The organism is Pseudomonas sp. SC11, assembly GCF_047039205.1.
GTDB lineage: Bacteria > Pseudomonadota > Gammaproteobacteria > Pseudomonadales > Pseudomonadaceae > Aquipseudomonas > Aquipseudomonas boreofloridensis.
This window is the reverse complement of the sequence record NZ_CP178183.1, coordinates 5,222,847-5,247,213: the sequence shown is the minus strand read 5'-3', so window position 1 is coordinate 5,247,213 and position 24,367 is coordinate 5,222,847. Positions and strand designations below refer to the sequence as shown.

Here is a 24,367-nt window from a genome sequence, read left to right as displayed (position 1 = left end):
GTCCGCGCCGGGCCGAAGGGGGATTAACGCTTGGCCAATCTCAAGGCCTGCTGCTCTTTGGGCAGCACGCGTTTGGCGACGACGTAGTGCTTCTGCCAGTAAGGTTTGTCCAGACTGTCGATGCTCACCCGCTTGCCGGTGCGCGGTGCGTGGATGAAGCGCTCGTTGCCCAGGTAGATGGCCACGTGGTTGACGCGACGGCTCTTGATGTTGAAGAAGATCAGGTCGCCAGGCTTGAGGTCCTTGCGCGCCACTTTCACGCCGTGGCCCTGGGCCATGGCATTGGAGCTACGCGGCAGATCCAGGTCGGCGACGTCGTTGAAGGCATATTTGACCAGACCGCTGCAATCGAACCCTTTGCCGGGTGTGCTGCCGCCCCAGCGGTAGGGCGTGCCTAGCGCATTGACGGCGCGGCTGAGCACTTGGCTGCTTTGCTTGGGCGTGGCAGCGGCCACCTTCAGTGCGGGGTTCTTGGCCGCATTGCCTGGCCGTGCATGCAGATTGACGTGCTTGGCGGGGGAACGTTTGATGGTCGCATCGGCATTGGTGGTATAGCCGCTGAAGCCGTTGGGAAGTCGTTGCTCACGATTGGTGGCGTGGGCGGCCAGGGGCAATAAAAGGCAGAGGGTCAGCCATGTCTTGAAGAAGGGCGGCATAGATGAAGCTCTTATGAACGGTTATGGAGATTGGCGCGCAACTTTATAACAGCTTTTCGATCAAAAACTGATCCGTTGGTCGTGTGGGCGATTACCATACGTCGGCGCAAAACGGAAAAGTCACATTTTTTCTTAGAAAATTTTCGGCTATCCCACGAGGACAATGCATGAATACGTATCAACAGGGTGCGCCGCTGCACGACACGCACAGCAAGGTGATTGGCTATCTGCTGTGGATTTTCGGCTTCACCGGCTCGCACCGCTTCTATTACGGCAAGCCCATCACCGGCACGATCTGGTTCCTGACCCTCGGTCTGCTGGGCATCGGTTGGTTGATCGACCTGTTCCTGATTCCGTCGATGGACCGCGAAGCCGACATGCGTTTCCAGTCGGGCCGGGTGAACTACACGGTGGCCTGGGTGCTGCTGACCTTCCTGGGCATCTTCGGTATCCACCGGCTGTACCAGGGCAAATGGATCAGCGCGATCATCTACTTCTTCACCGGGGGCCTGTTCCTGATCGGTGTGCTGTATGACTTCTGGACGCTGAACACCCAGATATCCACGGTCAACCGCGAACGTCCCTGAAAGGCGCGCTTCAGAAAAAAGGCCTTGTCGCAGTGCGGCAAGGCCTTTTCTTTACTGGCGTGTCTGGCGCTGCTGCAACAGCAGGTTGCTGAAGCCGGCGCCGGCCAATTGTTTCTGTGCAACGGTTAGCTGTTCGCGGTTGCTGAACGGTCCGACCAGTACCCGGTACCAGGTCTCGTCTTTCACCGTACCGGACTCCACTTTCACCACCTGCCCCAGCAGGATGATCTGCGCCCGTACCTTGTCGGCGTCGGCCTCCTTGCGGAACGAGCCCGCCTGCAGGAAGTACAGGGTGGTCGCTGCCGGCTTGATCACCGGTGGTGCGGGTGGCGGCGTCTGACCCAGCAGCGCGGCTTGGGCACGGGCGGTGTCGATCTTCGCCGCTTCTGCCGGGGTGACCGGCGTGGTCGGCTGCGCCGGCACTGGCGGCGTCTTCTCCGGCACCGCTTCAGGCGGCACGATCACTTCCGATTCCGGCAGCAGGGTGTAGAAATCGTACTTCGGCTTGATCGGCTGAGGCGTGGTGGGAGTGGTGCCCTTGGCGGCTTCGGCGACCTTGGCCGGCTTCTGCTGTTCAGGCTTGGCACGCTTGATGTCGTCGCCGCCCGGCTCGAGTTTCATCAGGAACACCACGAACGCACCCACGGTGAGGCCGATCGCCAGCCACACCCAGCCCGGAATCGGCTGTTTCGCAGGTGGCTGATGGCGACTGGCGCCGCGCTTGGGCGCAGGTTTCTTCTTGGCAGCCAACTTACATGCGCTCCAGGGTTTCCAGGCCAAGCAGTTCCAGGCCCTGTTTGAGGGTACGGCCGGTCAGCGCCGCAAGCCGCAAGCGGCTTTGTTGCTGCCCGGCGGTGTCGGCGGCGAGGATCGGGCAGTTCTCGTAGAAACTGGAGAACAGACCCGCCAGGTCGTAGAGGTAGCTGCAGAGCACGTGTGGCGTGCCTTTGTCGGCGACGTTGTTGAGCACTTCGCCGAATTGCGCCAGGCGCGCGGCCAGGTCCTGCTCGTGAGCCGCCTGCAGCACGATGTCGCCTTCGACCTGCTCGAAGCCCTTGCCCAGCTTGCGGAACACGCCGGCCACGCGGGTGTAGGCGTACAGCAGGTAAGGCGCGGTATTGCCTTCGAAGTTGAGCATCAGTTCGAAGTTGAAGCTGTAGTCGCTGGTGCGGTGCTTGGACAGGTCCGCGTACTTCACTGCGCCGATGCCGACCACTTCGGCGATGCGCCGCAGTTCGTCTTCGGCCAGGCTCGGGTTCTTTTCCTTGACCAGGGCGTAGGCACGTTCCTTGGCTTCGCTCAGCAGGTCGATCAGCTTCACGGTGCCGCCGTCGCGGGTCTTGAACGGACGGCCATCGGCGCCGTTCATGGTGCCGAAGCCCATGTGCTCCATTTTCATCGGGTGGCCGACGAAGCCGGCGCGGCGGGCGACCTCGAACACTTGGTTGAAGTGCAGCGCCTGGCGTTGGTCGACGAAGTACAGCGCGCGATCGGCGTGCAGCACGTTGCTGCGGTAGCGTACCGCCGCCAGGTCGGTGGTGGCGTAGAGGTAGCCGCCATCGGCCTTCTGCACGATCACCGGCAGCGGCTCGCCTTCGGTGTTCTTGAACTCTTCGAGGAACACGCACTGGGCGCCCTGGCTCTCGACCAGCAGGCCCGAGGCCTTGAGGTCGGCCACGACCGGTGCCAGGTCGTCGTTGTAGGCACTTTCGCCCATCACGTCGGCCATGGTCAGCTTGACGTTGAGCAGCTCGTAGGTTTTCTGGCAGTGCGACAGCGAGATGTCCTTGAAGCGCGTCCACAGCGCCAGGCACTCGGGATCGCCGGCCTGCAGCTTGACCACCAGGCCCCGGGCGCGGGTGGCGAATTCCTCGGACTCGTCGAAGCGTTTCTTCGCGGCGCGGTAGAAGTTTTCCAGGTCCGACAGCGCTTCGCTGGTGATCGGGTTTTCCTGCAGGTAGGCCAGCAGCATGCCGAACTGGGTGCCCCAGTCGCCCACATGGTTCTGGCGGATCACCGTGTCGCCGAGGAACTCGAGCACGCGGGCGACGCTGTCACCGATGATGGTCGAGCGCAGGTGGCCGACGTGCATCTCTTTGGCCAAGTTGGGCGCCGACAGGTCGACGACCACCTTCTCGGCGGTGCCGGCTTTGCGTACGCCCAGGTGGTCGTCGGCCAGCGCCGCGTCCAGGCGCTGGGCCAGGGCGTCGGTGTTCTGGAAGAAGTTGAGGAACCCGGGACCGGCGATCTCGACCTTGCTGATGTCGGCGCTGGCCGGCAGCGCCGCGATCAGCTTGTCGGCGAGGTCGCGAGGCTTCATGCCCGCAGGCTTGGCCAGCATCATGGCGATGTTGCTGGCGAAGTCGCCATGGGTCTTGTCGCGGGCGTTCTCCACCTGAATCGATGGCGACAACCCTTCAGGCAGCACACCGTCGGTGACGAGTTGGGCGAGAGCTTGCTGGATCAGCTGGCGAATGGTGTCTTTCATCGGGTTCTCGTTTCGACCGCAAACGCGGCGAGCGCTTCGATGCGCAGGTGGAAAAACTGGACATTATCCGTGCTTGAGCCTTAAGGCTCAAGCACAGCGGCAAGTGATGAGCGGCAAGTGGCAAGCTGCAAGCGGCAAGAGGTTGTGCGGTGACTGCGCGGGCCCGAACCTGTCGCTTGCAGCTTGCAGCTTGCAGCTTGCAGCTTGCAGCTTGCAGCTTGCAGCTTGCAGCTTGCAGCTTGCAGCTTGCAGCTCAATAAAGGTCGACGGGGTCGACGTCGAGCGACCAGCGTACTTGGCGACCCGAGGGCAGTTGCTCGACTACCAGCAGCCAGGCGGCGATCAGCCGGTGCAATGGGGCGCGGGCGCTGGCCTGGATCAGCAACTGGGCGCGGAAGCGGCCAGCGCGGCGCTCCATGGGGGCGGGCACCGGGCCCAGCAGCTCGATGCCTGGCAGCGTCATCTCGGTCTGCAGGCGTTCGGCGGCGGCGCAGGCTTCGTCGAGGAAGGCTTCGGCCTGGCCCGGCTTGTGCGCTTCGGCGCGCAGCAGCGCCAAGTGTGAGAACGGCGGCAGGCCGGCGGCGCGGCGTTCGCTCAAGGCCTGTTCGGCGAAGGCGAAATAGCCTTGCTCGGTGAGCTGTACCAATAGCGGGTGCTCGGCCAGATGGGTCTGCACGATCACCTTGCCCGGTTCCTCGGCGCGACCGGCGCGGCCAGCCACCTGAACGATCAACTGCGCCATGCGTTCGCTGGCGCGGAAGTCGCCGGAGAACAGACCACCGTCGGCATCGAGAATCGCCACCAGCGTCACCCGGGGGAAATGGTGGCCTTTGGCGAGCATCTGCGTGCCGACCAGGATGCTGGGCTGGCCGCGCTGGATGGTGCTGAACAACTGCTGCATGGCGTCCTTGCGCGAGGTGCTGTCGCGGTCCACGCGCAGCACCGGGTAGTCGGGGAACAGCGTTTTCAGGCGCTCTTCGGCACGCTCGGTGCCGGCGCCGACTGGCCGCAGGTCGACATGCGCGCACTGGGGGCATTGCAGCGGCAGACGCTCGTCGTAGCCGCAGTGATGGCAGCGCAGCACGCCGGAGCGCTGGTGCACGGTCATGCGCGCATCGCAGCGCGGGCACTCCGACAGCCAGCCGCAGTCGTGGCACAGCAAGGTCGGGGCGAAGCCGCGGCGGTTGAGGAACACCAGCACCTGCTGGCCGGCCGCCAGGGTCTGGCCGATGGCCTGTTGCAAGGGCCCGCTGATGCCGCTGTCCAACGGCAGGCTGCGCACATCCAGACGCATGAAGCGCGGCGGCTTGGCACCGCCGGCGCGCTGGTTCATACGCAACAGGCCGTAGCGGCCGGTGTGGGCGTTGTGCAAGCTTTCCAGCGAGGGCGTGGCCGAGCCCAGCAAAATGGGAATGTTGTCCTGGTGCGCGCGCACCACTGCCAGGTCGCGGGCGTGATAGCGCAGGCCTTCCTGCTGTTTGTAGGAGCCGTCGTGCTCTTCGTCGATGATGATCAGGCCGGGTCGCTTCATGGGCGTGAATAGCGCCGAGCGGGTGCCGATGATGATGTCGGCCTCGCCGTCGCGGGCCGCCAGCCAGGCGTCCAGGCGCTCGCGATCGTTGACCGCCGAGTGCAGCAGCGCGATGCGCGCGTTGAAGCGCTGCTCGAAGCGCGCCAGGGTCTGCGGGCCGAGATTGATCTCGGGAATCAGGATCAAGGCCTGTTTGCCGGCCTCCAGGGTTTCGCGGATCAGTTGCAGGTAGACCTCGGTCTTGCCACTGCCGGTGACCCCGGCGAGCAGGAAGGCATGGTAGCTGCCAAAGCCCGAACGCACGGCTTCGAACGCCGCCCGCTGTTCATCGTTGAGTGGCAGCTCCGGCTGCGCCAGCCAATGCTCGTGGCGCGGCGGCGGCAGATGGCGGCGCACCTCGACCTGCACCAGCTCCTTGGCCAGCAGCAGGTCGAGGCTGTCCTTGTTCAGCGCCAGCTTGCTCAGCAGGCTATGGGCCACGCCATGGGGATGCTGGGCGAGGGTCTGCAAGGCCTCTTTCTGGCGCGGGGCGCGGGCGATGCGCGGGTCGTCGAGTCGCGCGCCCGGCGCGACGTGCCAAAAGCGCTCCTGCCGGGCTTCGGCTGCCTCGCCCTGGCGCAGCAGCACCGGCAGTGCCCAGCTGAGGGTGTCGCCCAGGCTGTGCTGATAATAGTGGGCGGTCCACAGGCACAGCTTGAACAGCTCAGGCGGCAGCGGCGACACCGGATCGAGCAGCTCGCTGGCCGGCTTGAGCTTGTCGGCGGGCACTTCGCTCTGCGCGCAGACTTCCACCAGCACGCCAATCATCTCGCGGCGTCCGAACGGCACGCGGATGCGCATGCCCGGGGTCAGGGTCTGGCGGGTCATGGCGGCCGGCGCCCGATAGTCGAACAGGCGACGCAAGGGCGAGGGCAGGGCAAGGCGCAGGATGACGTCGGGCACGCGGGAGGTCTTCGTGGGAAGGGTATGAGTCGGCGAGCCTAGCAGACGACAGCCGGTGCAAGCGACCACTTGCGCTGCCTCCGAGCTCTGGTATTATTTGCCGCCTAATTACGTGCGGTATTCAACAATAGGTGTTGGGTGGCGGCACGCAGCTCGAGGAAGTGACCATGAAAGCCGATATTCATCCGAACTACGAAGTAGTTGCAGTCACCTGCAGCTGCGGCAGCAAATTCGAAACCCGTTCGACCCTGGCCAAGCCGCTGGCGATCGACGTCTGCTCCCAGTGCCACCCGTTCTACACTGGCAAGCAGAAAGTCCTGGACACCGGTGGTCGCGTACAGAAGTTCGCCGACCGCTTCGGTATGTTCGGTACCAAGAAGTAATCATGCACCTGGCGAGGCCTCTGGCTTCGCGATGCTGCAAAAGAAGGCGCCCCTTGTGGGCGCCTTTTTTGTATCTGCCGTTTGGCAGGTAAGGCGGGGGTGAGGTGCAGGGTGTGCGAGCATGAGGAGAAGGTGGTCAGAGAAAATAGTTGTAGACACTATGTGCGTGGATTGTACACACTCGATTTCGCCAGCCCCGTCAGGTGTAGCGTAAAGTCGTAGGCCACCGGCCTTGACAGGTGTGACCGGGCAGTCTTGTCGCTCCCGGACTCTTTGCGTATCCTCGGCGGTCCGTCAGAACAGTAAACAAGCGGAATGCCCACCATGTCAGATTTGAAAACCGCCGCTCTCGAATACCACGCTCAACCTCGTCCGGGGAAACTGAGCGTGGAACTCTCCAAGCCAACCGCCACCGCCCGCGACCTCGCCCTGGCCTACAGCCCAGGCGTTGCCGAGCCGGTCCGCGAAATTGGCCGTGATCCAGAGCTGGCCTACAAATACACCGGCAAGGGCAACCTGGTCGCGGTGATTTCCGACGGCACCGCCATCCTGGGCCTGGGCGACCTTGGCCCGCTGGCCTCCAAGCCGGTCATGGAAGGCAAGGGCGTTCTGTTCAAGCGTTTCGCGGGCATCGACGTGTTCGACATCGAAGTTGAATCGGAAAGCCCACAGGCCTTCATCGACACCGTTCGCCGCATCTCCATCACCTTCGGCGGCATCAACCTCGAAGACATCAAGGCGCCTGAGTGCTTCGAGATCGAGCGCACGCTGATCGAGCAGTGCGACATTCCGGTCTTCCACGACGACCAGCATGGCACCGCCATCGTGACCGCTGCGGGCATGATTAACGCCCTGGAAATCGCAGGTAAAACCCTGGAAGACGCGAAGATCGTCTGCCTGGGCGCCGGCGCTGCGGCCATCTCCTGCATGAAGCTGCTGGTCAGCATGGGTGCCAAGGTCGAGAACATCTTCATGATCGACCGCAACGGCGTGATCCATGCCGGTCGCGACGACCTGAACCAGTACAAGGCCCAGTTCGCCCACGCCACCGACAAACGCACCCTGGCCGATGCCCTGGACGGCGCTGACGTGTTCGTGGGTCTGTCCGGCCCGAACCTGCTGAGCGCCGAAGGCCTGAAGTCGATGGCGGCCAACCCGATCGTGTTCGCCTGCTCGAACCCGGATCCGGAAATCGCCCCTGAGCTGGCGCACGCCACCCGCAATGACGTGATCATGGCCACCGGTCGTTCTGACTACCCGAACCAGGTCAACAACGTGCTGGGCTTCCCGTTCATCTTCCGTGGTGCGCTGGACGTCCGCGCCAAGCGCATCAACGAAGAGATGAAGATCGCTGCCGCCGTCGCCCTGAAGGATCTGGCCAAGCTGCCTGTGCCGAAGGAAGTGTGCGAAGCCTACGGCGTCGAGGGTCTGGAGTTCGGCCGTGAGTACATCATTCCGAAGCCGCTGGACGCGCGCCTGATCACCGTCGTTTCCGACGCGGTGGCCAAGGCAGCCATCGAGTCGGGTGTGGCCACCCTGCCGTATCCGAAGCACTACCCGCTCAAGAGCGTGGATGACGTGTTCAACGGCTGATCGGCCGCCGCGTCATTGAAAAGCCCCGGCGCGTGAGCGTCGGGGCTTTTTTGTGGGCGTCCTGCAGAAGCGGCGCTGCGCCGCCTCGACAGAAGATGAGCGGCGCTTAGAACAGGTCCATCGGCGCCGATTCATCGGCCGGGAGCGGGCTACCCGGTGCTACGCCATTGCCCAGTTCGTCACCGGAAGGTGGCGAGTCTTCAGCCTTGAACAGCTCGAAGTAGGCATTCGGCGTGCTTGGCGTCGCCGCACGGCCGCTCACCGGATCGACCCGCAGGCTGAGAATGCCCTCGGGCTCGGCTGGCGGATGCTCGGGCTTGCCCTTGAGCGCCGGGCCCATGAAGTCCATCCAGATCGGCAGCGCGACGGTGCCCCCATACTCGCGACGACCCAAGGTCTCCGGCTGATCGAAGCCGACCCAGACGGTGGTCATGTAGTCGGCGTTGTAACCGGAGAACCAGGCATCCTTGGATTCGTTGGTGGTACCGGTCTTGCCCGCCAGGTCGCTGCGGCCCAGGGCCAAGGCACGTCGGCCAGTCCCGCGCTTGATCACATCCTGCAGCATGCTGGTGAGGATATAGGTGGTACGACCGTCGATGATCCGCTCGGCCACCACCGGCGTCAGTGGCGGCGGGGCGATCTGGCCCAGCGCCGACGGCGCGGTACCCGGCTGCGCGAGGGTGGTGATCGGCGCTTCCGGTGCAGCGATGCCGGCCTGATCCTGCTGGCCTTGCGGTACCCGCGCCGGATTGGCGGTGAACAGGGTCTCGCCGCTACGGCTCTCGATACGCTCGATCAGGTACGGGTTGATCTTGTAGCCGCCGTTGGCGAAGGTGCTCCAGCCGGTGGCGATCTCCATCGGCGTGAGCGTCGCGGTGCCCAAGGCCAGCGACAGGTTGCGCGGCAGGTCCTGCTTGTTGAAACCGAACTTGGCGATGTAGTCGATGGTGCGATCGACGCCCATGGCTTGCAGCAGGCGGATCGACACCAGGTTGCGCGACTTGTACAGCGCCTCGCGCATGCGGATCGGACCGAGGAAGGTGTTGGTGTCGTTTTTCGGACGCCAGACCTTGTCGATGGACTCGTCGACGAACACGATCGGTGCGTCGTTCACCAGGCTGGCGGCGGTGTAGCCGTTGTCCAGCGCAGCGCTGTAGACGAACGGTTTGAAGCTCGAACCCGGCTGGCGCTTGGCCTGCATGGCGCGGTTGTAGTTGCTCTGCTCGAACGAGAAGCCGCCGACCAGCGCTTGGATCGCGCCGTCGGTCGGGTTCAGTGTCACCAGCGCGCTCTGCGCCGCCGGTACTTGGCTGAACTTGAGCGTGCCGTCGTCCAGGCGCTGCACACGGATCAGGTCGCCGACCTGCGCCACGTCTGCCGGCGACTGCGGCGAGCGGCCCTGGGCGTTGCTGTTGATGAACGGCCGGGCCCACTTCATGGTGTCCCAGGCCACGTCTTCTTCCTGTCCGGCACGGGTCAGTACCTTCAGGCCAGTCTTGTCGACCTGGGTGACGATGGCCGGTTCCAGCCCGCCGAGGGTGCGCTGTTTGGTCAGGTCTTGCTGCCAGGCGTTGCGCGTCTTGCCCGGATAGCGCGCTTCGGGGCCACGGTAGCCGTGGCGCTCGTCGTAGGCGGTCAGGCCATTGAGCACCGCCTTGTTGGCGATCTCCTGGGTATCGCTGGGGACCGTGGTGGTGACGCGATAGCCTTCGGTGTAGGCCTCGCTGCCGTATCGGCCAACCATTTCGGCCCGCGCCATTTCGGCGACGAACGGCGCATTCACTTCCGGCGCCGGCACGTGATAGCTGGCGTTCAGCGGCTCGGCGAGCGCGGCCTGATAGCTCGCCTGGTCGATCTTGCCGAGCTTGTACATGCGCCCCAGGATCCAGTCGCGGCGCTCTTTGGCGCGCACCGGGTTGGCCAGCGGGTTGAAACGCGACGGCGCCTTGGGCAGGCCGGCGATCATCGCCATTTGCGCCAGGCTGACGTCACGGATCGACTTGCCGTAATACACCTGCGCTGCCGCATCGATGCCATAGGCACGATTGCCCAGGTAGATCTTGTTCACGTACAGCTCGAGGATTTCGTCCTTGGTCAGCTCGCGTTCGATCTGCAGGGCCAGGAGGATTTCGTTGGTCTTGCGCGAGAAGCTGCGTTCACTGGTGAGGAAGAAATTCTTGGCCACCTGCATGGTGATGGTGCTGCCGCCAGTCTGGATATGACCGGATTTCACCAATTGGGTCGCAGCGCGCATCAGGCTGCTTGGATCGACGCCGTAATGGTTGAGGAAATTGTCGTCTTCAGCTGACAGAAGTGCCTGGATGAACTGCGGGGGAATTTCCGCGAATCGAATGGGAGAGCGCCGCATCTCGCCAAACTCGGCAATCAGCTTGCCGTCGCTGCTGTACACCCTCAGCGGTATCTGCAACTGGATGCTTCTGAGCGAGTCGACCGACGGCAGGCTGGGACTAAGATACAGAAACGCCCCGCTCAGACCGAGTACGAGCGCGCAGATGACGGCGACGAAAGACCACCAGAAGAACTTCAGCAGGCGAATCAAGGCTTTGGGGTGTCCAGGTTGATAAATGGAGTGCACGCAGGCCCGGCGGACGGGCAAAAACGCTGGGCATTATAAGCATTTCGCCCTTCCGGGTCATCGACCGGGCGGGGCAGGCGACGATGGGTTCGACCGGCAATGGGATGCCGGTCATCAAAAAGGGAATAGCGATGCTTGGACGCTTTGGCAGGGATGGCGGTTCAGTGTTGGGTGTGCAAATTACGTCCGATTCGGTGCGAATGCTGCAGTTGAGCGGCGCCCGAGGGCGACGCAGGGTGAGTGCCTGGGTTCATCAGGTGGTGGCACCTGCAGCCCGGCTGGACGCAGATAGCGAGTCGCTGGCACAGGCACTGCGCGAGGCTGCTCGCCGCTGCGGCCGGGCCAGGAGGGTCGCCCTGGCCATGCCGGGGTCTCAGGTGATCTGCAAGGTGGTGCAGTTGCCGTCGGCCGTCCCTGAGGCTGAACGCGAGGCGCGGCTGCTGGCCGATGCCGAGCATCTGTTCCCTTTTCCTTTGGATGACCTGGCCATGGACTTCCAGGTGCTTGGCCCGACGGCCCAGGCTTCCCAGTCGCTCGACGTGCTCATAGGCGCGGCGCGCCAGAGCCTTGTCGAAACGCTGCTGCTGCCGTTCGAGGACGCGGGGCTTGAGGTCGTCGCCGTGGAAGTGGATAGCGTCGCGCTGGCTCGGTTGCAGCCGGGCGCGGATCGCCAGCCTTTGCTGCTGCTGGAGGCGGACGGGCTGGCATTGCATACCTGGGGTGATGCCCCGCTGGGCGTGCGTGTAGAGCAGCGCTTCGACAATGGCTGCACGCAGGCAGCTTACCTGCAGCGCATCGAGGACCTGCTCGCGAGCGCCGCGCTTGGAAAAAGCGCCGCGGGATTGATGGTCGGTGGTGCGGCGGCCACGTCGAACTGGCTGCAGGTGCTGGAGCAGCATCTAGGTCGCGTTTGCCAACCGATTTGCTCCGCCTACGTGCGCAAGGATATGCCTGCTGCGGACCACGGCGCGATGGCCCTGCCCCTGGCATTGGCGTTGGGAGTGGACGCATGAGCCTGCGCCTGAATCTGCTGCCCTGGCGCGAACGCCAGCGCTTGGCCGCGTTGCGCAGGTTCCGGTGTATGTTCCTGGGCAGTCTGTTCACGGCCTTCGTGGCGGTGATGCTGGTGGATCGCCTGGCTCATCAGCGCCTCGAACGACAGGCGCAAGCCGGTGTGCTGCGCCAAGCTGAACTCCAGGTGCTGGACGAGCGGGTGCAGCAGGTGCAGCGCCTGCATGCCGCGCGCGAGGATATGCGCGGGCAGGTCCAGGCGCTCGCTGGACTGCGCGCGGGGCAGGCCCAGATGCCGCAGTTGCTCGCTGAGGTGGAGGCGGCGATGTCCCAAGGCATGCAATTGACCCGTCTCGATCTTCAAGACGGGCGCCTGCAGGTCAACGGCCTGGCGCTGTCTTCAGCCGTGCTGGCTCAGTTCATGCGCGACTTGCAGCGATCACCGGTCGTTCACGACCTTGAACTCAAGCAAGTCGTTGGGCGCGCTGCAGGGGACGCATTCCTGTTGATCGCTCGCGTTTCGCCATCTTGATCATGCGCTGGTCAGTGCTCTCACGCTGGCAGGACGGTGCTGCGCGTTCGCCAGCCTCCCGCGCTGCCGCTGTGGTGCTTGGGGTGCTGTTGGTGCTGTCCGGCGGCTACTGGCTGCGTGTCCATGACACGCGCGCTGTTTATCGCCAGGGCTCGTTGCTCGAAGCGCAGCAGATGCAGGCACTGCAAGCGCGACGGTCGCTGGCAGAGGGGCTGGTCGCGGCCGAAGCGGCGTTGATCGAGGAGCAGCACACACTGCAGGAGGCGCGCTGGCGCTTGTCGGGTGGGGCGAGCATGAGCGACTTGCTCGATCAACTGGCGCTGACGGGGCGCTCCCACGGCCTGCTGTTCGAGCAACTCGATATCGGGCAAGAGGTCCAGGCTGTCGGGTACCGCCAGACTCCGCTGCAGATGCAGGTCAGCGGCAGCTATGCCGGGTTGCGCGTCTGGCTTGACGAATGGCTGCAGCAGGTGCGGTTGCTGCGAGTGGTGCGTGCGCAACTGGAGCCTGCAACAGGACGGCCCGGGCTGCTGCATCTGCACCTGCAAGTGCACGCGTTGGAGGCCGGCGAGGAGTTGCCGGCGCCGGCCTCGCTTGCGGATGAGCCGGCACGGCAGCGCATCACAGCGCCGCTACTCGACCCGTTCGCCCCATGGTCTACACGGCGCAGGGCGCAAGAAGGCTTGATCGGGGTGCCGCTGGAGCAGTTGGAGATGGTCGGCAGCCTGTCGCGCGCGGGTAGCACGCACGCCTTGGTGCGCTGGGCCGGGCGGGTGTATCGGGTGGCTGAGGGGGATCACCTGGGACGTGAAGAGGGCGAGGTGGTCAAGGTCGATCCGGATCAGGTCGAAATCAGGGAACGGTTGTTCAACGATGCAGCATGGCAGGAGCGCTCCAGCTATCTGACGTTGAGCCGTGGCAGCAGTGCAGGGAGCACGGATGATTGGAAAAAACGCGGTGATCGGCCTGTGGGCGCTCTTGGCGTCGATGCAGGCACTGGCGACGACGGCCTACAAAGGTGAGCCGCTGTCGCTGAACTTCCAGGATGTGGAAGTGCGAGCGGTGCTGCAGGTGCTGGCCGACTATGCAGGGGTCAATCTGGTGGCCAGCGACACGGTCCAGGGCAACGTTACGCTGCGCTTGCAGGACGTACCCTGGGACCAGGCGCTGGACCTGGTGCTGCGCAGTCGCGGATTGGCCAGGCGCGAGCAGGGCAATGTATTGCTGATCGCCCCTGCCGCCGAGCTTGCCGAGCAAACGCGCGAAACGCAGGCTGACCGCCTGCTGGAGGCGCGGTCGCAGCCGCTGCAGCGCGCACTGCTGCCGGTTCACCATGCTGATGCGTCCGCGCTGGCACCGCTGTTGCTGGCCAGCCTGGCCAACGACGACCCGGCGGATGCGCGCGCCACGCTGAGCGTGGATCCACGCACCAACACCCTCGTCGCCGTCCAGTCCGCCGCGCGGCTGGCCGAACTGCGGCAGTTGATCGCGCAGTTGGACGTGCCGGTGCGTCAGGTGATGATCGAGGCGCGCATCGTCGAGGCCAACGTCGACTACGAGAAGGTGCTCGGCGTGCGCTGGGGTGCCAAGCATGGCGGCTCGCCGGGACGCTCGGGCAGCGAACTGTTCGTCGACCTTGGCGCCTCGGCCGCCTCGTCCGGCATCGGTCTAGGCTTGGTGGGCAGCGATGCGCTGCTCGACCTGCAGCTCAGCGCCATGGAAAAGAGCGGGAATGGCGAGATCATCTCGCAGCCCAAGGTGGTCACGGCCGACAAGGAAACCGCACGCATCCTCAAGGGCACCGAGGTGCCGTACCAGCAGTCGAGCAAGAGTGGCGCCACCTCGGTGTCGTTCCGCGAGGCCTCGCTTTCATTGGAGGTCACCCCGCAAATCACCCCTGACGGCAAAGTCATCATGGCGGTGCGCGTGACCAAGGACGAGCCCGACTACGCCAATGCCCTCAACGACGTGCCGCCGATTCGCAAGAACGAGGTCAACGCCAAGGTGCGCGTGGCCGACGGTCAGACCATTGTGATTGGTGGCGTGTATTCGACGTCGAATAGCAATGTGGTCGACAAGGTGCCATTTCTTGGCGATCTGCCGTATGTTGGACGGCTGTTTCGACGCGATGCATTACAAGAGAAAAAATCCGAGCTGCTGGTCTTCCTGACTCCGCGTATCATGAATGACCAGGCGATTGCTGTGAGTCGTTGATTCTGTGCGAAATTTGATACTTGTAGGGCCCATGGGTGCCGGAAAGAGCACCATCGGGCGCCTGTTGGCCAAAGAGCTGCGTCTGCTGTTCAAGGATTCCGACAAGGAAATCGAACTGCGCACCGGCGCCAACATCCCGTGGATCTTCGACAGGGAAGGCGAGCCGGGCTTTCGCGATCGCGAGCAGGCGATGATCGCCGAGTTGTGCGAACTCGACGGCGTGGTGGTCGCCACAGGCGGTGGCGCGGTGATGCGCGAGGCCAACCGTCGTGCCCTGCACCAAGGCGGCCGGGTCATCTACCTGCACGCCTCGGTCGAGCAGCAGGTGGGCCGTACCGCCCGTGATCGCAATCGCCCGCTGCTGCGCACGGCCAATCCTGAAGCCACGCTGCGCTCGCTGCTGGAGATGCGCGACCCGCTCTATCGCGAGATCGCCGATCTGGTGGTGGAAACCGACGAACGGCCACCGCGCATGGTGGTGATCGACATTCTCGAGCGCCTGCAGCAGTTGCCGCCCCGCTGAGGCGGGACTATTCTCGGCGACCAACGCCGGGTCGAGGTTGAACGTACGCGCAGGCCGCTCAGCCAAGGCCGCGCCCAAGCACATTGTGGGGATACATGCAGACACTGAAGGTCGATCTGGGCGAGCGCAGCTACCCGATCTACATTGGCGAGGGCCTGTTGGACCAGCCCGAGCTGCTGGCACCGCATATTGCCGGACGGCAGGTCGCCATCGTCTCCAACGAAACCGTCGCGCCGCTGTATCTCGAGCGCCTGAGCAAGACCCTTGGGGCTTGGTCGGTGCTGCCGGTGATACTGCCCGACGGCGAGGCCCACAAGAACTGGGAAACCCTGCAGTTGATCTTCGATGCCCTGCTCACCGCCCGGCATGATCGGCGCACCACGGTGGTGGCGCTCGGTGGCGGCGTGATCGGTGACATGGCCGGCTTCGCTGCAGCCTGTTATCAGCGCGGCGTCGATTTCATCCAGGTGCCGACTACGCTGCTGTCCCAGGTGGACTCTTCGGTGGGCGGCAAGACCGGCATCAACCACCCGCTGGGCAAGAACATGGTCGGTGCGTTCTACCAGCCCAATGCAGTGCTCATCGACACCACCAGCCTGCGCACCTTGCCAGCCCGCGAACTATCGGCCGGGCTTGCCGAGGTCATCAAGTACGGGCTGATCTGCGACGAGCCGTTCCTCGGCTGGCTGGAAGACAACATGGTCGCGCTGCGCCAACTCGACTCGACTGCCCTCACCGAAGCCATTCGCCGCTCCTGCGCGGCCAAAGCGGCGGTCGTCGGTGCCGACGAACGCGAATCGGGCGTGCGTGCCACCCTGAACCTCGGCCACACCTTCGGCCACGCCATCGAAACCCACATGGGTTACGGGGTATGGTTGCATGGCGAGGCCGTCGCTGCCGGGACCGTGATGGCCCTGGAGATGTCCATGCGCCTGGGCTGGATCGACCAGACGGCGCGTGATCGCGGAATTCGCCTGATGCAGGATGCAGGCCTGCCGGTGGTGCCTCCAGAGGAAATGACCCCGGCGCATTTCATGGAACATATGGCGGTCGACAAGAAGGTGCTCGACGGACGCCTACGCCTGGTGCTGTTGCGCCAGTTGGGCGAAGCCGTAATCACCGACGACTATCCGAAAGAGATCCTTCAGGCCACGTTGGCGGCGGACTACCGCGCAATCGTGGCCCAGCGTGAGGTTGTGACAGCGCAATGACCAGTTTGCATGCCGATGAGGCGTTTCTCGACCATTACCAGTTGAGCCACGATCCGTTCGCGCCGCGTGTGCCCGGCTTCAAGTTCTTTCCTGCCCAGCGCAAGCCGGTGCTGGGTCAGCTGCATCATCTGGCGCGCTACAGCCACCTGATGCTGGTGGTGACCGGTCCCCATGGCAGCGGCAAGACCTTGCTGCGCCAGGCACTGGTCGCCAGCACCAACAAGCAGTCGGTGCAGAGCGTGGTGGTATCGGCGCGCGGCGCCAGCGATGCCGCCGGCGTGCTCGGCCAAGTGGCTCAGGCGCTGGGCGTCGCGCAGCCGCAGGTACAGGCCATTCTTTCCCAGGTCGTGCAGTTGGCGCTGACCGGGCAAGAGGTGTATCTGCTGGTAGACGATGCGGAACAACTCGAAGAGTCAGCACTCCAAGCGTTGCTGGAACTGGCGGCCGGCGTTGCGGAAGGACGCCCGCATGTATTCCTGTTCGGCGAGCCTTCGCTGATTGCCGGGTTGGACGAGCTCAGTGCCGAGGAAGAACGCTTCCACATCATCGAGCTCGCCCCCTACAGCGAAGAGGAAACCCGCGAGTACCTGGAGCAACGCCTTGAAGGTGCTGGCCGGGGACTCGACGTGTTCAGCGCCGAGCAGATCGCCGATATCCACGAAAACTCCGACGGTTGGCCGGGCAACATCAATCAGGTGGCCCGCGATACCTTGATCGAAGCCATGATCGCCACTCGCAGTACCGAGAAGCGACCATCCATGGGGTTCAAAATGCCTAAGAAACACGTGCTCGCACTGTCTGCTGTGGTCGTGGTCGCCGTTGCGGCGGCGGTCCTGATGCCCAAGAAAAGCGACAAGGCGCCAGCCGAGGCGCCTGCCGCCCAAGCCCAGTTGCCACTGGGTCAGGGCCAGTCGGGCAATGGCGGCCCGACGGTCGAGTTCTCCGGCTCGTCGCAACCGATGCCGCTGCCGCTGGTCGGTCAGTCGCAGCCGGTGATGCGTGAGCCGCTAGCCCAGGCGGCCGGTATGGGGGATGGTGAGGAGGGTGGTCCGGCGGGCAACACCGCACTGCAGCCGTCCGCGCCTTCGGCCGCGGTGCCGCCGACCGTCACCACCACTGCACCGCCACAAGGTGTCGCTGCAGGTCCGGCGCCGACGCCGGCCCAGCCGGTTGTCAGCGCACCGAGCCAGCCGGCTGCTGCCGCGCAGAAACCGGCTGCCACGCAGCCGGCGAAAACCGCCACCCCTGCCAGCAAGCCGGCTGCGGCACCGACCCAGGTCGCCACGGCCAAGCCGGCGCCCAAAGCGGTCGAGAAGTCGACCGGCGGTGCGGGTAACAGCAGTTGGTACAGCGGCCAGAAGGCCGGCAACTACGTGGTCCAGGTATTCGGCACCAGCAATGAGTCGGCGGCCCAGTCGTTCGTCCGCGAGCAGGGTGGCGAGTACCGCTACTTCAAGAAAAACCTGCAGGGCAAACCCCTGTACGTGGTCACTTACGGCAATTTCGCCAGCCGCGACGCGGCCGCGGCCGCAATCAAGAACTTGCCAGCGAAGGTCCAGGCTGGTAAACCTTGGCCTCGTACCGTCGGCAGCGTTCAACAAGAGCTGGCCACGGCCCGCTGATCCTTCCGGGCGGCACCACCCCGCCGCCCAGTTGCTGAGCGAATCCCGGAATCTCGATAGCCTGCTGTGCACGAGCGCGGCAGGCTTTCGTGTCCCAGACTGCCGGCCACAAGCCTGATTGCAGTCACCGCTGAAACGCTTCAGACTCACGTCCATTCGCCTACACGGTGAGTGACGCAAAAACATTCAAAATTGCGACATAAACTTTCAACGATTCGTCGTTATTGTTTGTGGGCGGCTTCGTCGCTGTGCAACAATGGTTTCCCATTGCCCCCGCAAAAAAGCTGGCATTCGATCGGCGTGGATGGTAAGTGGTTGTACTAAAAAGAGATTTGCCTTGGTTGAGAGGCGAACCTGGTGAGAATGTGTCTATGAAAACAGGTCTGTACCATCCCGAAGAATTCAAGGACAACTGTGGTTTTGGCCTGATCGCCCATATGACGGGCGAGCCGAGCCACCACCTCCTGCAAACCGCCGTCGAGGCCCTGACCTGCATGACCCACCGCGGTGGGATCAACGCAGACGGCAAGACCGGTGACGGTTGTGGCCTGCTGATGCAGAAGCCCGATCAGTTCCTGCGCGCCGTGGCCCAGGAACACTTCGCCGTCGAGCTGCCCAAGCAGTACGCGGTCGGCATGGTGTTCTTCAATCAGGACCCGGTGAAAGCCGAGGCCGCGCGGGCCAATATGAACCGCGAGATCACCCAGGCTGGCCTGCAACTGATCGGTTGGCGCAAGGTGCCGATCGATACCCGCGTGCTCGGCCGCCTGGCCCTGGAGCGCCTGCCGCAGATCGAGCAGGTGTTCATCGGCGGCGAAGGCCTGACCGACCAGGACATGGCCATCAAGCTGTTCAGTGCCCGTCGCCGCTCGTCCGTGGCCAACGCCCACGACGCCGACCACTACATCTGCAGCTTCTCGCACAAGACCATCATCTACAAAGGTCTGATGATGCCGGCGGACCTCACCGCCTTCTACCCAGACCTCGGCGACGAGCGCCTGAAGACCGCGATCTGCGTCTTCCACCAGCGGTTCTCCACCAACACCTTGCCCAAGTGGCCGCTGGCGCAGCCGTTCCGCTTCCTCGCCCACAACGGCGAAATCAACACCATCACCGGTAACCGCAACTGGGCCATGGCCCGGCGCACCAAGTTCGCCAACGACCTGATCCCGGATCTGGAAGAGCTCGGCCCGCTGGTCAACCGGGTCGGCTCCGACTCCTCGAGCATGGACAACATGCTCGAGCTGATGGTCACCGGTGGCATCGACCTGTTCCGCGGCGTGCGCATGCTGGTGCCGCCAGCCTGGCAGAACGTCGAGACCATGGACGCCGACCTGCGCGCCTTCTACGAATACAACTCCATGCACATGGAGCCGTGGGACGGTCCGGCCGGCATCGTCATGACCGAAGGCCGCCACGCTGTGTGCCTGCTCGACCGCAATGGCCTGCGCCCGGCGCGCTGGGTGACCACCCGCAACGGCTACATCACCCTGGCCTCGGAAATCGGCGTGTGGAACTACCAGCCCGAGGACGTCATCGCCAAAGGTCGCGTCGGCCCGGGGCAGATCTTTGCCGTGGACACCGAGACCGGCCAGATCCTCGATACCGACGCCATCGACAATCGCCTCAAGTCGCGCCATCCCTACAAGCGCTGGCTGCGTCAGCACGCCACCCGTATCCAGGCGACCCTGAGCGACGACCAGGGCGTGGCCAGCTACGACGCCGACCAGCTCAAGCAGTACATGAAAATGTTCCAGGTCACCTTCGAGGAGCGTGACCAGGTGCTGCGTCCGCTCGGCGAGCAGGGCCAGGAAGCGGTCGGCTCGATGGGCGACGACACGCCGATGGCCGTGCTCTCCCAGCGCGTCCGCTCGCCGTACGACTTCTTCCGCCAGCAGTTCGCCCAGGTGACCAACCCGCCGATCGATCCGCTGCGCGAAGCGATCGTGATGTCCCTGGAAATCTGCCTGGGCGCCGAGCGCAACATCTTCCAGGAATCCCCCGAGCACGCCTCGCGGGTGATCCTCAGCTCGCCGGTGATCTCGCCAGCCAAGTGGCGCTCGCTGATGAACCTGGAGCGCGAGGGCTTCGACCGTCAGTTGATCGACCTCAACTACGAGCAGGGCCTGGGCTTGGAAGCGGCCATTCGCAACATCGCCGACCAGGCCGAAGAAGCGGTGCGCAGCGGCAAGACGCAACTGGTGCTGAGCGACCGTTTCATCGCCCCAGGCAAGTTGCCCGTGCATGCTTCGCTGGCTGTCGGGGCGGTTCACCACCGCCTGACCGAACAAGGCCTGCGCTGCGACAGCAACATCCTGGTGGAGACCGCCACCGCCCGTGACCCGCACCACTTCGCCGTGCTGCTGGGCTTCGGTGCCTCGGCCGTCTACCCGTACCTGGCGTACGAAGTGCTGGCCGACCTGATTCGTACCGGCGAAGTGCTGGGCGATCTGGACGAAGTGTTCAAGTACTACCGCAAGGGCATTTCCAAAGGCCTGCTGAAGATCCTCTCGAAGATGGGCATCTCCACCGTCGCCTCGTACCGTGGCGCCCAGCTGTTCGAAGCCGTGGGGCTGTCGGACGAGGTGGTCGGCCTGAGCTTCAAGGGCGTGTCCAGCCGCATCAAAGGTGCGCGCTTCGAGGATTTGGAGAGCGACCAGAAGCTGCTGGCGGCCGAAGCCTGGAGCGCGCGCAAGCCGATCCAGCAAGGTGGCCTGCTCAAATTCGTGCATGGCGGCGAGTACCACGCCTACAACCCGGACGTGGTCAACACCCTGCAGGCCGCCGTGCAGCAAGGCGATTACAGCAAATTCAAGGAGTACACCGCGCTGGTCGACCAGCGTCCGGTGTCGATGCTGCGTGACCTGCTCAAGGTCAAGGTGGCCGATCAGCCCCTGGCGCTGGAGCAGGTGGAGCCGGTCGAGGCCATCCTCAAGCGCTTCGACTCCGCCGGCATCTCCCTCGGTGCGCTGTCGCCGGAGGCCCACGAGGCCCTGGCCGAGGCCATGAACCGGCTGGGCGCTCGCTCCAACTCCGGCGAGGGCGGCGAAGACCCGGCCCGCTATGGCACGCTCAAGAGCTCGAAGATCAAGCAGGTGGCCACCGGCCGCTTTGGCGTGACCCCGGAGTACCTGGTCAACGCCGAAGTGCTGCAGATCAAAGTGGCCCAAGGCGCCAAGCCGGGCGAGGGCGGCCAGTTGCCTGGCGGCAAGGTCAACGGCCTGATCGCCAAGCTGCGTTATGCCGTGCCCGGCGTCACCCTGATCTCGCCACCGCCGCACCACGACATCTACTCCATCGAAGACCTCGCGCAGTTGATCTATGACCTCAAGCAGGTCAACCCACAAGCGCTGGTGTCGGTGAAGCTGGTGGCCGAGGCGGGTGTCGGTACCATCGCGGCAGGCGTGGCCAAGGCCTATGCCGACCTGATCACCATTTCCGGCTACGACGGTGGCACCGGCGCCTCGCCGCTGACCTCGATCAAGTACGCGGGCGCACCGTGGGAACTGGGCCTGGCCGAGACCCACCAGACCCTGCGCGGCAACGACCTGCGCGGCAAGGTGCGGGTGCAGACCGACGGTGGCCTGAAAACCGGCCTGGACGTGATCAAGGCCGCCATCCTCGGCGCCGAGAGCTTCGGCTTCGGCACCGCGCCGATGATCGCCCTGGGCTGCAAGTACCTGCGGATCTGTCACCTGAACAACTGCGCCACCGGCGTGGCCACCCAGAACGACAAGCTGCGCAAGGACCACTACATCGGCACCGTCGACATGGTGATCAACTTCTTCACCTTCGTCGCCGAAGAAACCCGCGAGTGGCTGGCCAAGCTGGGCGTGAGCAGCCTCGGCGAGCTGATCGGGCGTACCGACCTGCTCGACGTGCTGCCGGGTGATACCGAGCGCCAACAGCACCTGGACCTCACGCCACTGCTGGGCAGCTCGCACATTCCGGCCGACAAGCCGCAGTTCTGCGAAGTGGACCGCAACCCGCCGTTCGACAAAGGCGAGTTGGCCGAGCGCATGGTCGACATGGCCCTGCCGTCAATCCGTGACCAGGCCGGCGGCGAGTTCGCCCTCGACATCTGCAACTGCGACCGCTCCATCGGCGCGCGCATCTCCGGTGAGATCGCCAAGCTCTACGGCAACCAGGGCATGGCGGCCACGCCGGTCACCTTCCGCTTCAAGGGCACCGCAGGGCAGAGTTTCGGCGTGTGGAACGCCGGTGGCCTGAACATGCACCTGGAAGGCGATGCCAACGACTACGTCGGCAAAGGCATGACCGGTGGCAAGCTGACCATCGTACCGCCGGCGGGCAGTCCGTTCGAAACCCAGCACAGCGCCATCGTCGGCAACACCTGCCTGTACGGCGCCACCGGCGGCAAGCTGTTCGCCGCTGGCACCGCAGGCGAGCGCTTCGCGGTACGTAACTCCGGCGCCCACGCTGTGGTCGAGGGCACGGGCGATCATTGCTGCGAATACATGACCGGTGGCTTTGTCTGCGTCCTGGGCAAGACCGGTTACAACTTCGGCTCCGGCATGACGGGCGGCTTCGCCTACGTGCTCGACCTGGACAACACCTTCGTCGACAAACTCAACCACGAGCTGGTGGAAATCCAGCGCATCAGTGGTGAGGCGATGGAGGCCTATCGCAGCCATCTGGCGCGTGTCCTGGGCGAATACGTGGACGAGACCGGCAGCGAGTGGGGGCGTGAGCTCTCCGAGAACCTGGACGACTACGTACGGCGCTTCTGGTTGGTCAAGCCCAAGGCGGCCAACCTCAAGCAACTGCTGTCCAGCACCCGCGCCAACCCGCAGTAAAGCAGCTGCAAGTGGCGAGCTCCCAGCTGCAAGCAGAAGCAGCACGGGGTTCGCCCGGCTTACGTGATCGTCTTGCGGCTTGCAGCTTCTGGCTCGCAGCTGCTGTTGAGAGGTTTTGAAAAATGGCTGAACGTCTGAGCAACGACTTCCAGTTCATCGAAGTGGGCCGCAAGGACCCAAAAAAGAAGCTGCTGCGCCAGCGTAAGAAGGAGTTCGTGGAAATCTACGAGCCCTTCAAGCCGCAGCAGTCCGTGGAGCAGGCACATCGCTGCCTGGGCTGCGGCAACCCGTATTGCGAGTGGAAGTGCCCGGTGCACAACTTCATCCCCAACTGGTTGAAGCTGGTGTCCGAGGGCAACATCCTGGCGGCGGCGGAGCTGTCGCACCAGACCAATACCCTGCCGGAAGTCTGCGGCCGGGTCTGCCCGCAGGACCGTCTGTGCGAAGGCGCGTGCACCTTGAACGACGGTTTCGGTGCGGTGACCATCGGCTCGGTGGAGAAGTACATCACCGACACCGCCTTCGCCATGGGCTGGCGTCCGGACATGTCCAAGGTCAAGCCGACCGGCAAGCGCGTTGCCATCATCGGTGCCGGCCCGGCTGGGCTGGGCTGCGCCGATGTGCTGGTGCGTGCTGGCGTCACCCCGGTGGTGTTCGACAAGAACCCGGAAATCGGCGGTTTGCTGACCTTCGGCATTCCCGAGTTCAAGCTGGAAAAGAGCGTACTGAGCAACCGCCGCGAAGTGTTCACCGGCATGGGCATCGAGTTCCGCCTGAACACCGAAGTGGGCAAGGACATCACCTTGGAGCAGTTGCTCGCCGATTACGACGCTGTCTTCATGGGCATGGGTACCTACACCTACATGAAGGGCGGTTTCCCCGGCGAGGACCTGCCGGGCGTGCATGACGCGCTGGACTTCCTGATCGCCAACGTCAACCGCAACCTGGGCTTCGAGAAGTCGCCGGAAGACTTCGTCGACATGCAGGGCAAGCAGGTAGTGGTGCTCGGCGGTGGCGACACGGCGATGGACTGCAACCGCACCTCGATCCGCCAGGGCGCCAAGTCGGTGACCTGTGCCTACCGCCGCGACGAGGCCAACATGCCAGGCTCGCGCAAAGAGGTGAAGAACGCCAAGGAAGAAGGCGTGAAGTTCCTCTACAACCGCCAGCCCATCGCCATCGTCGGCGACGGCAAGGTCGAGGGCGTCAAGGTGGTCGAAACCCGACTGGGCGAGCCGGATGCTCGCGGTCGCCGCAGTCCGGAGCCGATTCCTGGCTCCGAGCAGATCCTGCCGGCCGATGCCGTGGTGATCGCCTTCGGCTTCCGTCCGAGCCCGGCGCCGTGGTTCGAGCAGCATGGCATCCAGATGGACAGCCAAGGCCGCGTGGTGGCCCCGGAGAAGGCCGCCTTCAAGCACCAGACCAGCAACCCGAAGATCTTCGCCGGTGGCGACATGGTGCGCGGTTCGGACTTGGTAGTGACGGCCATCTTCGAAGGCCGCACGGCGGCCGAAGGCATCCTCGACTACCTGCAGGTGTGATCGAGCGCCGGGGTCGCCACTCGACCCCGGCGTTATCCCGCCCGACAATCCTTGACCCACGGCACCCAATAGACAAAAGCCATGGCCGCAGCCGTGCCTTTTGCGCTGGCGTCTGAGAAA

General features: G+C 64.3%; 17 protein-coding genes. 12 read left to right on the top strand and 5 right to left on the bottom strand.

The window, feature by feature from the left end; translation table 11 throughout:
- Positions 1 to 23: 23 nt before the first annotated feature.
- Complete coding sequence (locus ACK2SD_RS23285) at positions 24 to 656, bottom strand: C40 family peptidase (protein ID WP_412460956.1); 633 nt, start codon at positions 654 to 656, stop codon at positions 24 to 26.
- Between the two features lie 167 nt (positions 657 to 823).
- Here ACK2SD_RS23285 and ACK2SD_RS23280 point away from each other — a divergent pair, with 167 nt between their 5' ends.
- The gene (locus tag ACK2SD_RS23280) at positions 824 to 1,243 is read left to right on the top strand and encodes an NINE protein (RefSeq protein WP_029615080.1); all 420 of its coding nucleotides are present in this window, start codon (positions 824 to 826) and stop codon (positions 1,241 to 1,243) included.
- A gap of 51 nt (positions 1,244 to 1,294) precedes the next feature.
- Here ACK2SD_RS23280 and ACK2SD_RS23275 read toward each other — a convergent pair whose 3' ends face one another.
- From ACK2SD_RS23275 to ACK2SD_RS23265, 3 genes are all read right to left on the bottom strand, one after another.
- The gene (locus ACK2SD_RS23275) at positions 1,295 to 1,993 is read right to left on the bottom strand and encodes an SPOR domain-containing protein (RefSeq protein ID WP_039582571.1); all 699 of its coding nucleotides are present in this window, start codon (positions 1,991 to 1,993) and stop codon (positions 1,295 to 1,297) included.
- A gap of 1 nt (position 1,994) precedes the next feature.
- On the bottom strand, positions 1,995 to 3,731 hold the full coding sequence (gene argS, locus ACK2SD_RS23270; RefSeq protein WP_412460955.1) for an arginine--tRNA ligase: 1,737 nt from the start codon (positions 3,729 to 3,731) through the stop codon (positions 1,995 to 1,997).
- Between the two features lie 253 nt (positions 3,732 to 3,984).
- The gene (locus ACK2SD_RS23265) at positions 3,985 to 6,204 is read right to left on the bottom strand and encodes a primosomal protein N' (protein ID WP_412460954.1); all 2,220 of its coding nucleotides are present in this window, start codon (positions 6,202 to 6,204) and stop codon (positions 3,985 to 3,987) included.
- Positions 6,205 to 6,371: 167 nt separating this feature from the next.
- On the opposite strand from ACK2SD_RS23265, the gene rpmE reads away from it, so the two are divergent.
- Together rpmE and ACK2SD_RS23255 are read left to right on the top strand one after the other, a co-directional pair.
- A complete protein-coding gene (gene rpmE, locus ACK2SD_RS23260; RefSeq protein ID WP_029614303.1) occupies positions 6,372 to 6,587 on the top strand; it encodes a 50S ribosomal protein L31 in 216 nt (71 codons plus the stop codon).
- A gap of 324 nt (positions 6,588 to 6,911) precedes the next feature.
- Positions 6,912 to 8,180 carry a malic enzyme-like NAD(P)-binding protein gene (locus ACK2SD_RS23255; protein WP_029614302.1) on the top strand — a complete coding sequence of 423 codons (1,269 nt, stop codon included), beginning with the start codon at positions 6,912 to 6,914 and terminating at the stop codon, positions 8,178 to 8,180.
- Between the two features lie 106 nt (positions 8,181 to 8,286).
- Here ACK2SD_RS23255 and ACK2SD_RS23250 read toward each other — a convergent pair whose 3' ends face one another.
- Positions 8,287 to 10,737: a penicillin-binding protein 1A gene (locus ACK2SD_RS23250; RefSeq protein WP_412462361.1), complete on the bottom strand. Its 2,451-nt coding sequence runs from the start codon at positions 10,735 to 10,737 to the stop codon at positions 8,287 to 8,289.
- Between the two features lie 122 nt (positions 10,738 to 10,859).
- Here ACK2SD_RS23250 and pilM point away from each other — a divergent pair, with 122 nt between their 5' ends.
- The 9 genes from pilM to ACK2SD_RS23205 all read left to right on the top strand — a co-directional run bounded on the left by pilM (position 10,860) and on the right by ACK2SD_RS23205 (position 24,247).
- Positions 10,860 to 11,789, top strand: coding sequence for a type IV pilus biogenesis protein PilM (gene pilM, locus ACK2SD_RS23245; RefSeq protein ID WP_412460953.1), 930 nt, complete (start codon positions 10,860 to 10,862; stop codon positions 11,787 to 11,789).
- Complete coding sequence (locus ACK2SD_RS23240) at positions 11,786 to 12,319, top strand: PilN domain-containing protein (RefSeq protein WP_412460952.1); 534 nt, start codon at positions 11,786 to 11,788, stop codon at positions 12,317 to 12,319. The genes pilM and ACK2SD_RS23240 overlap by 4 nt, the downstream gene beginning before the upstream one ends.
- Before the next feature lie 14 nt (positions 12,320 to 12,333).
- Positions 12,334 to 13,341, top strand: coding sequence for a pilus assembly protein PilP (locus tag ACK2SD_RS23235; RefSeq protein WP_412460951.1), 1,008 nt, complete (start codon positions 12,334 to 12,336; stop codon positions 13,339 to 13,341).
- The gene (locus tag ACK2SD_RS23230) at positions 13,307 to 14,533 is read left to right on the top strand and encodes a type IV pilus secretin PilQ (RefSeq protein ID WP_412462360.1); all 1,227 of its coding nucleotides are present in this window, start codon (positions 13,307 to 13,309) and stop codon (positions 14,531 to 14,533) included. Before ACK2SD_RS23235 ends, ACK2SD_RS23230 begins: the two co-directional genes overlap by 35 nt.
- Positions 14,534 to 14,537: 4 nt before the next feature.
- Positions 14,538 to 15,056 (top strand): shikimate kinase AroK, encoded by a 519-nt coding sequence (gene aroK / locus ACK2SD_RS23225; RefSeq protein ID WP_039582580.1) that lies wholly within the window; start codon positions 14,538 to 14,540, stop codon positions 15,054 to 15,056.
- 95 nt (positions 15,057 to 15,151) lie between these two features.
- On the top strand, positions 15,152 to 16,267 hold the full coding sequence (gene aroB / locus ACK2SD_RS23220; RefSeq protein ID WP_116887365.1) for a 3-dehydroquinate synthase: 1,116 nt from the start codon (positions 15,152 to 15,154) through the stop codon (positions 16,265 to 16,267).
- Positions 16,264 to 17,889, top strand: coding sequence for an AAA family ATPase (locus ACK2SD_RS23215; RefSeq protein WP_412460950.1), 1,626 nt, complete (start codon positions 16,264 to 16,266; stop codon positions 17,887 to 17,889). Before aroB ends, ACK2SD_RS23215 begins: the two co-directional genes overlap by 4 nt.
- A 371-nt stretch (positions 17,890 to 18,260) precedes the next feature.
- A complete protein-coding gene (gene gltB / locus ACK2SD_RS23210) occupies positions 18,261 to 22,706 on the top strand; it encodes a glutamate synthase large subunit (RefSeq protein ID WP_412460949.1) in 4,446 nt (1,481 codons plus the stop codon).
- 122 nt (positions 22,707 to 22,828) lie between these two features.
- Positions 22,829 to 24,247, top strand: a complete 1,419-nt coding sequence (locus tag ACK2SD_RS23205) for an FAD-dependent oxidoreductase (RefSeq protein ID WP_029614298.1) — start codon at positions 22,829 to 22,831, stop codon at positions 24,245 to 24,247.
- Positions 24,248 to 24,367 lie beyond the last annotated feature (120 nt).

Excerpts from the sequence above, each read along its gene's own strand:
- ACK2SD_RS23285 (WP_412460956.1), bottom strand. The coding sequence starts at position 656 with ATGCCGCCCTTCTTCAAGACATGGCTGACCCTCTGCCTTTTATTGCCC.
- ACK2SD_RS23280 (WP_029615080.1), top strand. The coding sequence starts at position 824 with ATGAATACGTATCAACAGGGTGCGCCGCTGCACGACACGCACAGCAAG.
- argS (WP_412460955.1), bottom strand. The coding sequence starts at position 3,731 with ATGAAAGACACCATTCGCCAGCTGATCCAGCAAGCTCTCGCCCAACTC.
- rpmE (WP_029614303.1), top strand. The coding sequence starts at position 6,372 with ATGAAAGCCGATATTCATCCGAACTACGAAGTAGTTGCAGTCACCTGC.
- ACK2SD_RS23255 (WP_029614302.1), top strand. The coding sequence starts at position 6,912 with ATGTCAGATTTGAAAACCGCCGCTCTCGAATACCACGCTCAACCTCGT.
- pilM (WP_412460953.1), top strand. The coding sequence starts at position 10,860 with ATGGGTTCGACCGGCAATGGGATGCCGGTCATCAAAAAGGGAATAGCG.
- ACK2SD_RS23240 (WP_412460952.1), top strand. The coding sequence starts at position 11,786 with ATGAGCCTGCGCCTGAATCTGCTGCCCTGGCGCGAACGCCAGCGCTTG.
- ACK2SD_RS23230 (WP_412462360.1), top strand. The coding sequence starts at position 13,307 with ATGCAGGCACTGGCGACGACGGCCTACAAAGGTGAGCCGCTGTCGCTG.
- aroB (WP_116887365.1), top strand. The coding sequence starts at position 15,152 with ATGCAGACACTGAAGGTCGATCTGGGCGAGCGCAGCTACCCGATCTAC.
- ACK2SD_RS23215 (WP_412460950.1), top strand. The coding sequence starts at position 16,264 with ATGACCAGTTTGCATGCCGATGAGGCGTTTCTCGACCATTACCAGTTG.
- gltB (WP_412460949.1), top strand. The coding sequence starts at position 18,261 with ATGAAAACAGGTCTGTACCATCCCGAAGAATTCAAGGACAACTGTGGT.
- ACK2SD_RS23205 (WP_029614298.1), top strand. The coding sequence starts at position 22,829 with ATGGCTGAACGTCTGAGCAACGACTTCCAGTTCATCGAAGTGGGCCGC.